The organism is Micromonospora sediminimaris (genome assembly GCF_016863575.1).
Classification (GTDB): Bacteria; Actinomycetota; Actinomycetes; order Mycobacteriales; family Micromonosporaceae; genus Micromonospora; species Micromonospora sediminimaris.
This window is the reverse complement of sequence record NZ_BOPD01000006.1, coordinates 178,986-191,813: the sequence shown is the minus strand read 5'-3', so window position 1 is coordinate 191,813 and position 12,828 is coordinate 178,986. Positions and strand designations below refer to the sequence as shown.

Sequence of the window (12,828 nt, the reverse complement as noted above, 5' to 3'; positions counted from 1 at the left end):
ACCGGATCGGTGGCCGGGTCGTGAAGACCGCACCTGTCGAGCCCGATCGAAACGGAGGTGTCACCGTGTCCCGCACCCCGGTCCGCGCTCTGGCCGTCCCACTTGCCGCGGCCCTGCTCCTGGCGGGCTGCGCCGGGAACGAGGTCGCCGATCCGGCGGCGGCGCCCGTTCTCGCCGGTGGTGAGGTCCAGCTGGTGGACGCACCGGCCTCCAGCGCCGGCCTGACCGGCGACGGTCGCGGCGACAATGCCGTGGCAGCCAGCCCAGCATCTCCGGCGGCCGGCACGACGCCTCCGGCGCTCGACCCGACGACGCCCAGCCCGCAGGCCCCGGCCAAGTGGGTCCAGCTCTCCACAAACAAGGCCACCATCGGGGAGACGGTGACGGATGTAACCGGGTTCACCCTCTACGGCTTCGCCAGGGACCCGGCCGAGCCGCCCGGCTCGGCCTGCACCGGCACGTGCGCCGAGAGCTGGCCACCGGTACTGATCCAGGCCGGGGGCCGAGTGTTCGTCGACGGGATGAAGACCGACGACATCGGTGCGATCCGACGGCCCGATGGTGGCGTGCAGGTCACCATCAGTGGCCGGCCGGCCTACCGGTTCGGCGGCGACACGGTGCCCGGCGACCTGAACGGACAGGGCGTCGACAATGCGTGGTTCGCGTTCGGGCCCGACGGAAAGGCCATCGACGCGCTGATCACCACGGCGGAGCTGAAGGCCGCGAAGCCGGACCGCACCAGCACGCTGACCGCGAAGGAAGGCAAGGACGGTCCGATAGTCGTCGACGACGACGGCGCGACGATCTACCGCTTCGACGGGGACGACACCGACCCGCCGGCCAGCAACTGCACGGGCGTGTGCGCCGCCCTGTGGCAGCCCGTGGTCGCCAGGAACGGCGGCAGGGTCAAGCTCAAGGGCATCGACGACGACCGGGTGTGGTGGCTGAGCCGCAAGGATGGGACCAAACAGGTGACGTTGGACGGATCGCCGCTCTACCGCAACGTCGCCGACAAGAGCACCGACACGATCATCACCAGTGCCGCCACCCAGGGCTGGACGGCGGCCCGATGATCCGCCGTGCCGTACTGCTGCTGCTCGCGGCGCTCACCGCCGTCCTGGCCGTACCGGCGGCCGTCTCGGCCGCTCCCGACGAGGTGGTCAAGGTCGCCGTGGTGCGAAGCCCCGGACAGAACGGCGGGCGCGCCGACTCCCTGGCACAGATCGCTGAGCGAACGCTAGGTGATCCGGCCCGCGCCGCCGAGATTCTCGACCTGAACCGGTCCCGCCCGCAGAGCGACGGCGGCACCCTCACCGACTCCGGTGAGGTACGTCCTGGATGGGTTCTGCTGCTGCCGGCCGATGCGACGGGGCCCGACGTCCGGCTCGGCCGGATCGGCTCCACCCCGGCCGCCGACAGCACGCCGTTGCTCACCTGGAAGGTCGCCGCCGCGCTGCTCGGCGCGGTGATCCTGGCTCTGCTCAGCCTCCTGGTGATCTTCCGCCGCCGGATCGTCGCTCGGCTCCGAGAACGTCGCCGCGCCTATGCCGACAACGCCCGCTGGCACCGCCAGATCCAGGAACGGATGCGTACGCGCGCGCAGTTGTCCGCCGAGTTCGCCGCCGACCAGAAACGTCCCGCGCTGGCCTGGCAGGCGTCCGCCGAACTGACCGCCGATCAGGTCGAGGCGTACGCTCTGCGCGTGGACACTCGGGCGGTGACCGCCTGGGTGACCGCCGACCATACCCCCCGACCGCCCTGGCTGGCCGAGGCCGACGGTGTGTGGACGCGCCCCGCCGACGCCGTCGCCGGACGGCCCGCCCGGGGTGACGCGGTCACGCCGTGCCTGGTGCGGGTCGGCGGAGACGACAACGGAACCCTGTTCGTGGATCTCACCTGGCTCGACGGCGTGCTGGCGATCGGCGGATCGGCCGGGGTCGCCATCGACGTCCTGGCCAACCTCATGGCCGACCTGAGCCGCTTCCGTCCGGATCTGCCGGTGCTGTCGGTGCCGGGACTCGGCGGCCAGCCACCCGGCCTGCCACAGTCCGCGCTACGCCTGGGATCCGTCACTGAGCTGCGGATAAACGACTCTGGGCCGGAGACCGACGACGGGATGGTGCGCCTCGCCGCCCGCCGTCGTTCGCTCACCGCCCTGGCGGTGATCGCCGAGACGCCCTCGGCCGACGAGGCGGCGCATCTGCTCGCCGCCTGCGGGCCCGGCACCGGGCAGGTCGCGATCGTGCTCGGCGATCTTCCGGGCGCACGCTGGCGCTGGCACGCTGAGGCGGACGGAAAGGTCCGCCTGCCGGAGATCGGTGTGACGGCGACCGCGCCGTCCCGCTAGGCCGTCGACGGAATCTCACGCCGGTCCGAACAGGACCGCTTCAGGAAGGCTCGCGATGTCCACGACCACATTCACCGCCGCCCCGGCAGCACCGGTGCGCCGCCTCGGCCAGGCCCGGGTCGCGTACCTGCTGCTCTGGGCCTTTCTCCTGGTCAACCTGGTGATCCTCCAGGTCATGTTCGCCCATCCGAGCCGGCCGGTGCCCAACACCCTGACCGGGATCGGCCGTTTCCTCGGCCTGCATCTGGGTTTCGTGATGGCACTGCAACTGCTGCTGATCGGTCGGGTGCCGTTCCTGGAACGGCGGATCGGCATGGACAAACTCACAAACTGGCACCGCTGGACCGGGTTCGCGATCTTCTGGCTGGTCGTGCTGCATCCGACCTTCGTGATGCTCGGCTACGCACAGCTCGACCGGATCTCGTTCTTCGCCGAGATCCCGAACCTGGCCAAGCAGATGCCGGTACTACTCGGCATGATCGCCGCAGTCCTGATCGGCGTCATGGCGTTCACCTCGGTACGGATGGCCCGCCGCCGCATGTCGTACGAGACCTGGCACGCCATCCACCTGGTGGTGTACGTGGTGATCGTGCTCTCGGTGATTCACCAGATCTACGAGGGCGCCTCGTTCGCCAACAGCGACGTCACCAAGGCGTACTGGTGGGGGTTGTGGGCCTTCGCGGTCGGTTCGTTGCTTACCAACCGCCTGTTCGTGCCGCTGGTGCGCAACCTCCGGCACCGGCTGCGGGTCGTCGCGGTGGTGCCGGAGACCGACAACGCCGTGTCCGTCTACATTGCCGGCAACCGCCTCGACCGGCTGCGCGCCCGTCCCGGCCAGTTCTTCTGGTGGCGCTTCCCTGGGCACAACTCCTGGTGGCAGGTCAACCCGTGGTCGCTGTCCGCGGCACCCGACGGCCGCACGCTGCGGCTGACCGCGAAGGCGATCGGCTCCACCAGCGCCGGGCTGCGGCAGTTGCCGGTGGGCACCCGGGTCTACGCCGAGGGACCGTACGGCGCCCTCACCACCGCCGGCCGTACCCGGGAGAACACCCTGCTGATCGCCGGCGGCATCGGCATCACCCCGATCCGGGCGTTGCTGGAGGACCCGGAGCTGACCGGAGACGTCGTGGTGCTCTACCGGGCCCGCACCCCCGCCGACGCGGTGCTGATCGGTGAGCTGCGCAATCTCGTACAGGCCAGGGGTGCCCGCCTGCATCTGCTGACCGGTCGCACCGCCGACGGCAGCCAGCCGTTCAGCCCGGAGAGCCTGCGCGGCCTGGTTCCCGACATCGCCGAGCGGGACGTCTACCTGTGCGGTCCCGCGGCGATGGCCACCACCGTGCAGCGCAGCCTCCGCGCGCTGCGGGTCCCGGCCCGCCAGCGGCATGTCGAGGCGTTCCGGTTGGGGGTGTGAATCTCAGCGGAGACGATCGAGCAGTTGCCGGGCACGACGGTCGACGAACGCGAAGTCGAAACGCCTGGCGGCTGCTTGCGCGTCGGTGACGAGCGACTGCGCCCGGGCGGGTTCGGTCCCGGCAAGCAGATCGGCATAGGCGATCTGGGTGCGGGCGACGAGCAGCGGGGAGCGCAGCCGCCGGTTCACGGTCAGGGCGAGGTCGTAGGCGGCCGCCGCCTCCTCGTGGTGGCCGACGGTGGCCAGTGCGAGGCCGAGCCCGTAGGCGATCGAACCCTCGGTGGTCGCGCCGGTGCTGGCGACCCGGTCGCGCCAGCCGTCGAGCAGTGGCACGAGCCGGCAGGCTGGGATGGGAAGGACGAGCCGGTGGCAGACCTCGGCCCACAGCATCAGGGAGGTCGACCAGAACTGGGGTGCGCCGCCGGCGGAGACGTCGAGGGAGTCGGTGAGCGCCCGGGCGTCGGCTGCCCGGCCGAGCTCGCACCACACGTAGGCCATGCCCGCCCGGAAGACCTGCAGCATCGGGTTCTGGTCGAGGACCTGCTCCATGGCCCCGGCCACGTCTGTCAGTCGGTCCTGGGCCCGGCGGATCTGGAAGAGCTGACCCGCGTAACCGAAGAACGCCTCGGGCTGGCCGGTTGCCACGCCGAGTTCGAGGGCGGCGGTCGCGGCGGCTTCGGCTCCCGCCAGGTCACCGTCCAGAAAGTGGTGCATCGACGACGTCTGGGCGTTGGTCCAGCGGACGAAGGGTTCCGGACTGCGCTGGGCGAACGCGTTGCGGATGTCCTTCTCCCGGTTCATCACCTCACGGTCGCCGCGCTCAAGCGCGATCTCGTGGTGGGACATCGAGAGGATGCCGCGCAACCGCGCGTCACCGGTTCGCTCCGCGGCCGTGATGCCCGCCTGCAACAACTGCTCACGACGATCAAGGGCGTCCAGCGTGCGCAGGGCGCTTTCGGTGAGCCGTACGACGTGCGCGAGGACGTGGTCGTCGCCGGCCTCGTGGGCGAGCGTCACCGCACGGGCGGCGGCCTCTTCCAGGTCCTCGGCGGCGGTGGCATGGATCTCGATGGCGAGAATCGCGTGGAGCAGCGCACCGTCCGCCGGGTTGGGCTGCGCGGCGATCGCACGGCGCAGGATCTGGACCCGGTCCTCGTCCGTCGTCCCGAATCCGCTGACGTCGCCACGGTTGTTGGCGAGTGCGGCACGGACGAGAAGCTCGTCGTGGTCGAGTTCGATCGCGAGGCGACCGGCTTCGAGCAGCGTCTCACGGTGCGCGGGGTCGCCGGATTGACGCTGCGCGGTGCCGAGACCGACGAGGCATTCACAGCGTCGCACCGTGGGACCGGCGGGCATCAGCTCAAGGGCGTGGCGATACCAGACGACCGCCTCGTCGGGTGCCACGTGAGTCAGCGCGTAGGCGCCCGCCTGCTGCGAGTATTCCGCTGCCTTGGCGCGGTTCGCAGGTGCGACGGCATGGATCCAGTGGTGGGCGATCTCGGCGGCCTGCTCGCCCGCGTCATCGCCGACCCGACGCTCCATCGCCATCGCGACCGCCTGATGGATGAACGCCCGCGCGGTGGGTTTCAACTCCGCGTACAGCGTGTGGGCGACGATGGCGTGGGTGAACGCGAATCGCCCGGCGGCGTCGGTGACGAGAGCGTTGTCGACCGCCGGCGCCAGCCGTTCGAACGTCTGCAGTGGAGCTTCGCCGAGCAGTTCGGAGAGCAGATCGAGTTCGAAGTCCCGGCCGAGCACCGACGCGGTGTCCAACGCCCGACGCGTTCCGGATCCGAGGCGCTGGACACGGCGGCCCACGACCTCCCGGACGCTTACCGGCAGGCCCCGGGTCAGCAGCCGGGTCGGAGTCGCCCAGCGGCCGTCCTGCTGGCGGCTGATCGCCCCGGTCTCGGCGAGATGACGCAGAATCTCGGTGACGAAGAACGGGTTGCCCTCGGTCTCGGCGCGCAGCAGATCCCGCAGCGTGAGCCCGTTGTGGTCCATCTCGTGGCCGGCGATCGTCTCCAGCAGGCCGAGCATTTCGTTGTTGTCGAGACCGCGCAGGGCCAGCCGGGCCGTTCCCGGCTCGCGATGGGTGGCGGCCAGCAACACGTTCAGCGGATGCGAGGCGTCGAAGTCGGAATCGCGGAATGTGGCGATCACCAGGACCGGCGTCGTCAGTGCCCGCTCGGCGAGGTGCCGCAGCAGAGCGAGTGTCTGCATGTCCGCCCAGTGCAGATCGTCGAGCACGACGAGTACCGGTCCACTGCGTGCCGAGACGGCATCGAGTATGTCGAGGACCGAGTTGTAGAGCGCGAACCGGGCCGAATCCGATTCCAGGCTCACCGCGCTCGCGCCACCCAGCAGCGGTGCGAGCGCGTCGCGGCGGCTGTCGACGAGATCGTGGGCATCGCGGTCGAGATCTGTCAGCACCTCCCGCCAGGGCTGATAGGGGATCGACAACTCCTCGTCGCAACGCCCGTAAAGCACCACCGCCTCGTGCTGCACCGAGGTCGCGAACACCGAACACAGCGTCGTCTTACCAATGCCCGCCTCGCCGCTCACCAGCACCATCCGACGCTGCCGCGAGGCGAGCACCTCCTTCCAGGCGTCCGTGAGCGTCGCGCGCTCGTGCTGCCGGCCGGTGAAGCCGAGACCTGACGACATCGCCAACCGAGCGGGTAGCGCCCGGTCATGTCCTGCCTCCGCACCGGCCGGTGTCTGCGTGACGGGCCCGATGAACTGGTAACCGCGGCGATAGGCGGTACGGATCAGCCGGTGTTCCTTGCCGGCGTCGCCGATGGCCAGCCGGATGGCGCGGAGCACGGTGGTGACTGCGGCGTCGGTCACGAAGCGGTCGCCCCACACCGAGTCGAGGAGCTCTTCCTTGGAGACGACTCGGTCTCGATGCCGGATCAGGTGCAGCAGCACGTCGAAGGCCCTCGGCTCCAGCGGGACGCGCTTGCCTGTGAGCCGGAGTTCGTAGCGGGAGGTGTCAAGCTCGAACCCGTCGAAACGGTACGGAGCTCCTGCCACAGGCGGACGATATCACCCACGCCGGTCGGAGCCCGACGCGCGACTGATGGCATGATCCTTACTTCGCTCGACCGGCCGGAGACCTCGTGACTGATTTGCGCCGCCCCCCGCACGCACCGGCGTCCCGGCCGCGTGTCGGCCGCCTGCTGATCCTGCTCTTTCCGGCCACGGCGGCCATGTACGCGCTTTTCAACGGCATCTCGGCGGTCATCCTCCCGGCGCAGGTCGAGGCGGTGGACCCGGCGTCGAAGGTCGGCAACCTCGCCCTGCTCAACACGCTCGCCGCCGTCGCGACGATGGTGGCGATTCCGCTCGGTGGCGCGCTGTCCGACCGTACGCGTTCCCGGTTCGGACGTCGGACACCCTGGATCGCCGGGGCCGCGGTGGTCTCGGCTGTCGCCTGCATCCTCCTGGGCCTGGCCGACAGCCTGCTGGGGCTGATCGCGACCACAATGGTGTTGTGGTTCGCGGCGAACCTCTACTCCGGCGCGATCACCGCGATCCTGCCCGACCGGATTCCCGATGACCGCCGTGGCCTGGCTGCGGGAGTCATCGGGATGGGCACCCCGGCCGGCGTCGTGCTGGGCGTTCAGATCGCCAGCCGGATGAGCCAACTGACCGCCTATGCCGTCATCGCCGGGGTGCTGCTGGTCACCACCGTGCTGCTGTTGGTCGGGGCCCGGGAAGGGTCGGCGCGGGGCCTGCCGCTCCCTGTGCGTGAGCGCTGGCGTCTCGGGGAGCGGCTGCGCTCGTTCTTCGCCGCCTTCGCCGCCCGCGACTTCCGGTTGGCATTCGCGAGCCGGTTCATGCTCTTCGCGTCCTACTACGTGGTCAGCGGCTACCTTTTCTACACCTTGCAGGACTACATCGGCTCCGAGAACGTGCCCGGCGGCGATGTGGCCGCTGCGGTGACCACCATGCTGACACTGAGCATCCTGGTGTGGGTGGTCGTGGCTGGCCTCACGGGCTGGATCGCGGACAAGGTGGATCGTCGGAAGATGGTCGTCGGGGTGAGCGCCCTCGGCGTCGCCGCGTCGATGACCATTCCCCTGGCGATGCCCAGCTGGACCGGAATGCTGATCTACGCTGCCTGTCTGGGCGCCTCGATCGGCACCTACTTCGCGGTCGACCTGGCGGTCATGTCCCTGGTCCTGCCCGATGCCGACAGCGAGGGCCGTGACCTGGGCATCCTGCAGGTGGCCACCGGCTTGCCCCAGCTGCTGGCCGGAGCGGTGGCCGGTGCGCTGATCACCTGGTTCGGCGGTTATCCGGCGCTGTTCGTCTTCGGATCGCTGTGCGCGGTGGCATCCGGGCTGCTGATGCTAGGTATCCGCAGCATCCGGTGAGCGCGGTGCGGCGCAGAAAATGCGCGGCGGCCCGTAGCGGCCCGCTGCTAGGTTGCCGGAGGCCGTGCCAGAGCCCGAGGAGGTGATACCCGTGAACGTTTTCGACATGGGTGCTCTCCCCGCAGTCACGGTCGGGCGATAGGTCGTCCGGGAGCGCCGTCCACGAGCACTCCCGAAAGGCACGACCATGCGATTCACCTCTGCACGACACCTCGATGACGGCGTCGTCGAACGCGAGTTCACTCTCGGCGAGATCCCCGGCATCCTGTGGACACCCGCATCCGCGACAGCGCCGGTCCCGCTGGTGCTGCTCGGCCACCCTCCACTCGGGCTCGGCAGGATGTACCCACGTCTGGTGGCGCGGGCTCGGCGTACCGTGGCGGATGGGTTCGCCGCAGCCGCGATCGAGCTGCCCGGCAGCGGTCACCGGCCCCGATGGGACGCGATCGAACAGTCCCGCGTCGACCTGCGCCGGGCGCTGGAGGCCGGCCAGCCGGTCGACGACGAGATCATCGATGCCCTCATCCTCCCGCTCGTCGACAAGGCGGTCCCGGAGTCCCAGGCCGCCCTGGATGCTCTCCTGTCGCTGCCCGAGATCGGCGGCCCGGTCGGGTACTCGGGGGGAGTGATCTCCGTCGGCATCCGGCTTGCGGTGGTGGAGCCGCGCATCGTGGCTGCCGGCTTCTTCGCCGGGAGTTTCGTGCCGCGCGTCATCTTCGAGCAGGCCCGAAAGGTCACCATTCCGCTGCACGTGCTGTTGCAGTGGGACGATGAAGGGAACGACCGACAGGCGGCCCTCAAGCTGTTCGACGCCTTCGGCTCGAAGGAGAAGACGCTGCACGCAAACATGGGCGGACACACTGGTGTTCCCTGGTACGCAGGGGAAGGCGCGGCCGAGTTCTTCGCCCGGCATCTACGCCAGTGCGATTTTCAGGAAACGTTGGCGGTGTCGCGGCGAGGGCCAGGCGGCGATCCAAACGCCGCCGGTCGCCGGCTGGACCCGGCGCGGCCCGGTCAGTCGATGGATTCGGTCGACGGTCGATCGGCGCTCGGCTGAAGAAGGTCCTCGACGCCGTGCAGGAATGTCTCGGACACCAACGCGGGGTCGAAGAGGCATCCGGCTGCCATGGCGCCGTCGCGGAGCATGACGAAACGGCGCGCGGCCGGGTCCGCTGTTTCCGGGTGAACCTGCGCCATCAGCTTGCTGAGCGTGTCCAGAAACCATTGCCGGTGGGCGATTATCTCTTGGCGCACGGGGTGTTCCATGTCGGGATACTCCGCCGCGGCGTTCAGGAAGGCGCAGCCACGGAAGCCGGGGGACTGGATGTTCTGAGCTATGGAACCGGCAATGGCCAGGAGCGGGTCGACGGGTGATGAATCGTTGGCGATGGCCGCGTCGACCGTGCCGCGCTCCATCTCATGGACTTCGCGTAGGTAGGCGAGAATGAGGTCGTCTTTGCTCGGGAAGTGCCGGTAGAAGGTCGCCCGGGTCACCTTCGCCTCGGCGATGATCCGGTCGACACCGACGGAGTGGATGCCCTCCGAGTAGAAGATCCTGGTTGCCGTGGCGAGCAGCCGGAGGCGCGCCTCGGAGGGCCGATTGTCGGGTTTGCCACGTGTCATGCCCTCCACCATAACGAACAGAACGTTCGGTCTGAGGGAAGCGAGCGACCTCAGGGGCCAACAGCGCCACGTCGATGACGGCGCGTGGCCCGATGTGGCGACGAAGGGGGCGGGCTTTCGGCGAGAGCCGTGGCGTGCGGTAGTCGCGCGATACCCGAGGTGGCGGATAGAACGTTCGGTCTTGACGGTGCCGGCCGCCCCTGGCATGCTTGTAGAGACAGAACGTTCGGTCTACCACCTCTCCGTTGAAAGGGTCACCCGTGACCACCATTGCTGCTTCGCCCGGTATCTCCGAGGCTGCCTCCGCGCTGCGGCGGCTGTACTTCATCCGCTTCGCGTTCGCCATCGTGTGGGCCGGGGTGACGATCGCCACCGCCAAGGAGATCGGTCCGCTCGCGGTGGCGCTGTTCGTGCTCTATCCGTTGTTCGACGTCGGTGCCGCCAGCTACGACCTTCGTTCGTCAAGGGCCACCGGCTCGCCGGCCCTGCTCTATGTGAACATCGCGGTGAGCCTCGTCGCGGCGGTAGGAGTGGGTGTCGCCGGGGCGTCCGGCGTTCCCGCGGTCCTGCGGGTCTGGGGTGCCTGGGCGATCGTCGCCGGTCTGGTCCAGTTGATCGTAGGTGTCACCCGTCGGCGGATGGGCGGCCAGTGGCCAATGATCATCAGCGGCGGCATCTCGGTGCTGGCTGGTGGCTCCTTCATCGTCGCAGCCGCCGCGGATCACCCGTCGCTGATCAACGCGGCTGGCTACGCCATTCCCGGCGCCGTCTTCTTCCTGATCGCGGCCGTCCGTCTCGGCCGTGCCGCGAAGGGAAACTGACATGACCTCACTTGAGTACGACGTCGTCGTGATCGGTGCCGGTCCGGTCGGGGAGAACGTTGCCGACCGGGTCGTGCGGGGCGGGCTGACCGCCGCCATCGTCGAGCGGGAACTGGTCGGTGGGGAGTGCTCGTACTGGGCCTGTATGCCCACCAAGGCGTTGCTGCGCAGCGCGTCCGCGTTGCGGGCGGCTCGCCAACTGCCGGGTGCTCGGGAGGCTGTGACGGGCAACCTGGATGCGGCTGCGGTGCTCGGCCGGCGCGACTCCTTCGCATCCCATTGGCGGGACGACGGGCAGGTTTCCTGGCTGGAGTCGGCCGGTATCGCCCTGCACCGTGGCCAGGGGCGGATCGCTTCCGCCCGCGTTGTCGAGGTGACCGGCGTGGACGGTGTCACGACCAGGCTGACCGCGCGGCACGCGGTGGTCGTCGCGACCGGCAGCAGCGCGCTGTTGCCGGACATTCCGGGTCTGCGTGCGGCGGCGCCGTGGTCCAGCCGCGAGGCTGCCTCGGCCGGGTCGGTTCCCCGTCGGCTCGCCATCATCGGTGGCGGCGTGGTGGCGACCGAGATGGCGACCGCCTTCGCCGCTCTGGGGTCGTCGGTGGAGGTGCTTGCCCGGGACGGTGTGCTGCCGTCGGCGGAGCCGTTCGCCAGCGAGTTGGTCACGGAGTCGTTGCGCGAGGCCGGTGTGTCGGTACGCCTCGGCGTGGAGGCTGCTTCCGTAAACCGCGACGACCGCGGAATCGTCCACATCGCAACTGTCGACGGCGAGCGGGTCGAGGCGGACGAGGTGCTGGTGGCGATCGGCCGGACGCCCAACACTCAGGACATCGGCCTCGACCGCGTGGGACTGGTGCCGGGTGCCTGGCTGGCGGTCGACGACACGCTGCGTGTGGTCGGCGGAGGCGGGTGGCTGTATGCCGCGGGTGATGTGAACCGGCGGGTGCTGCTGACCCATCAGGGCAAGTATCAGGCGCGCGCGGTGGGCGACGCGATCGTGGCCCGGGCGAAGGGGGAGAAGGTCGAGGACGGCAGGTGGGGGCGGCACGCCGCGACCGCCGATGAGCGTGCGGTGCCGCAGGTGGTGTTCAGCGACCCGGAGATCGCGTCGGTGGGGCTGACCGCGGCTGCGGCCGAGACGGCCGGACTACGGATTCGAGTCGTGGACTACGACCTGGGAACCGTCGCCGGAGCCAGCCTGCAGGCCGACGGCTACAAGGGACATGCCCGCATGGTCGTCGACGAGGACCGAAAGGTGGTCGTCGGCTTCACCCTCGCCGGTCCAGACGTCGCGGAACTGATCCACGCTGCGACGATCGCCATCGTCGGAGAGGTCCCGCTGGACCGACTGTGGCACGCGGTGCCGGCGTACCCGACGGTCAGCGAGGTCTGGTTGCGACTGCTGGAGACGTACGGCCGCTGACGGGGAGCCGAGCGCTCCTCCGCCGCGGTTCACGCCGGATCGAAGCGGCTCGGGTATCGCCAACGCGAGCCCGAGCCGTTGACCCAGAACGAACGACAAACGGAGGCTTCCATGTCCACCAAGATCACTTTCATAATCGACAACCCAGCGGCCCCCGACGACTTCGAGCGTGCCTACGCGGACGTGAAGGCGACCGCGGCGAAGCTGCCGAAGCTGCGACGACTCGAGTCTGCGAAGGTGTGGCCGAAGGAGGACGGGACCGCTACCCCCGCCTACCGGACCCTCGACCTCTACTTCGACAGTTACGAAGACGCCTCCGACGCAGTCGCGACGCCTGCTGCCGCTGACGTCTTCGGCACGCTCGTGGGGACGCAGGTCGCGTTCAAGGGGTTGTTCTCGGAGATTGAGCAGTCCTGACGCGCGGTTTTCCGACGGCCGGCGTGGTGTCGTTGCGGACGACGAACCACCAGCCATTCCTCGGGAGGCACGCCGCCGACCGGTGGCCGCGAACGTCGAGGCACACGCCGTCGCGGCGCGTCACCCGCCCGATTCGCCCTCGCGGCGTGGCCCGTACGATGGCGGTGGTGCTGGTTCGTCCCGTCCGGGTGGGTGGGGCGTCGTAAGAGGGAACCCGGTGTGAATCCGGGACTGCCCCGCAGCGGTGAGTGGGAACGACCGCCGTCAACAAAGCACTGGACCGTGAGGTCTGGGAAGCGACGGCCAGTAGGCGACCTGGTGTCATGCCCGCGAGTCCGAAGACCTGCCAGTGCTGCGCACGCCGCCGGTGTGCGCCGCCGGCGGCCGCTCGGGAGGGCCAG

General features: G+C 69.6%; 10 protein-coding genes and 1 riboswitch. Of the genes, 8 read left to right on the top strand and 2 right to left on the bottom strand.

Going from position 1 to position 12,828, the window contains the following annotated elements; all coding sequences use genetic code 11:
• Nucleotides 1-65: 65 nt before the first annotated feature.
• From Vse01_RS03775 to Vse01_RS03765, 3 genes are read left to right on the top strand one after another with little or no spacing between them, the layout of a single operon-like run.
• On the top strand, nt 66-1,073 hold the full coding sequence (locus tag Vse01_RS03775) for a hypothetical protein (RefSeq protein WP_139233097.1): 1,008 nt from the start codon (nt 66-68) through the stop codon (nt 1,071-1,073).
• The gene (locus tag Vse01_RS03770; protein ID WP_093402538.1) at nt 1,070-2,347 is read left to right on the top strand and encodes a LysM peptidoglycan-binding domain-containing protein; all 1,278 of its coding nucleotides are present in this window, start codon (nt 1,070-1,072) and stop codon (nt 2,345-2,347) included. Before Vse01_RS03775 ends, Vse01_RS03770 begins: the two co-directional genes overlap by 4 nt.
• 55 nt (nt 2,348-2,402) lie before the next feature.
• Nucleotides 2,403-3,761 (top strand): ferredoxin reductase family protein, encoded by a 1,359-nt coding sequence (locus Vse01_RS03765; protein WP_093402539.1) that lies wholly within the window; start codon nt 2,403-2,405, stop codon nt 3,759-3,761.
• 3 nt (nt 3,762-3,764) lie between these two features.
• On the opposite strand, the gene Vse01_RS03760 is transcribed toward Vse01_RS03765, so the two are convergent.
• Nucleotides 3,765-6,797, bottom strand: coding sequence for an AAA family ATPase (locus Vse01_RS03760; RefSeq protein WP_093402540.1), 3,033 nt, complete (start codon nt 6,795-6,797; stop codon nt 3,765-3,767).
• A gap of 86 nt (nt 6,798-6,883) precedes the next feature.
• On the opposite strand from Vse01_RS03760, the gene Vse01_RS03755 reads away from it, so the two are divergent.
• Complete coding sequence (locus Vse01_RS03755) at nt 6,884-8,143, top strand: MFS transporter (protein WP_198413140.1); 1,260 nt, start codon at nt 6,884-6,886, stop codon at nt 8,141-8,143.
• A 187-nt stretch (nt 8,144-8,330) separates the two neighbouring features.
• On the top strand, nt 8,331-9,200 hold the full coding sequence (locus Vse01_RS03750; RefSeq protein WP_232511115.1) for a dienelactone hydrolase family protein: 870 nt from the start codon (nt 8,331-8,333) through the stop codon (nt 9,198-9,200).
• Here Vse01_RS03750 and Vse01_RS03745 read toward each other — a convergent pair.
• On the bottom strand, nt 9,158-9,766 hold the full coding sequence (locus Vse01_RS03745; protein ID WP_093402800.1) for a TetR/AcrR family transcriptional regulator: 609 nt from the start codon (nt 9,764-9,766) through the stop codon (nt 9,158-9,160). The genes Vse01_RS03750 and Vse01_RS03745 overlap by 43 nt on opposite strands.
• Before the next feature lie 260 nt (nt 9,767-10,026).
• Between Vse01_RS03745 and Vse01_RS03740 the strand changes: the two genes are divergently transcribed.
• The 3 genes from Vse01_RS03740 (at nt 10,027) to Vse01_RS03730 (ending at nt 12,427) form a co-directional block, all read left to right on the top strand.
• On the top strand, nt 10,027-10,587 hold the full coding sequence (locus Vse01_RS03740; RefSeq protein ID WP_093402541.1) for a hypothetical protein: 561 nt from the start codon (nt 10,027-10,029) through the stop codon (nt 10,585-10,587).
• A 1-nt stretch (nt 10,588) separates the two neighbouring features.
• On the top strand, nt 10,589-12,010 hold the full coding sequence (locus tag Vse01_RS03735; RefSeq protein ID WP_093402542.1) for a dihydrolipoyl dehydrogenase family protein: 1,422 nt from the start codon (nt 10,589-10,591) through the stop codon (nt 12,008-12,010).
• A gap of 111 nt (nt 12,011-12,121) precedes the next feature.
• On the top strand, nt 12,122-12,427 hold the full coding sequence (locus tag Vse01_RS03730; protein ID WP_093402543.1) for an EthD domain-containing protein: 306 nt from the start codon (nt 12,122-12,124) through the stop codon (nt 12,425-12,427).
• 154 nt (nt 12,428-12,581) lie between these two features.
• Nucleotides 12,582-12,792: riboswitch (cobalamin riboswitch) on the top strand.
• Nucleotides 12,793-12,828: the final 36 nt, after the last annotated feature.

Coding starts and splice junctions, on each gene's coding strand:
- Vse01_RS03770 (WP_093402538.1), top strand. CDS start 1,070: ATGATCCGCCGTGCCGTACTGCTGCTGCTCGCGGCGCTCACCGCCGTC.
- Vse01_RS03765 (WP_093402539.1), top strand. CDS start 2,403: ATGTCCACGACCACATTCACCGCCGCCCCGGCAGCACCGGTGCGCCGC.
- Vse01_RS03750 (WP_232511115.1), top strand. CDS start 8,331: ATGCGATTCACCTCTGCACGACACCTCGATGACGGCGTCGTCGAACGC.
- Vse01_RS03745 (WP_093402800.1), bottom strand. CDS start 9,766: ATGACACGTGGCAAACCCGACAATCGGCCCTCCGAGGCGCGCCTCCGG.
- Vse01_RS03735 (WP_093402542.1), top strand. CDS start 10,589: ATGACCTCACTTGAGTACGACGTCGTCGTGATCGGTGCCGGTCCGGTC.
- Vse01_RS03730 (WP_093402543.1), top strand. CDS start 12,122: ATGTCCACCAAGATCACTTTCATAATCGACAACCCAGCGGCCCCCGAC.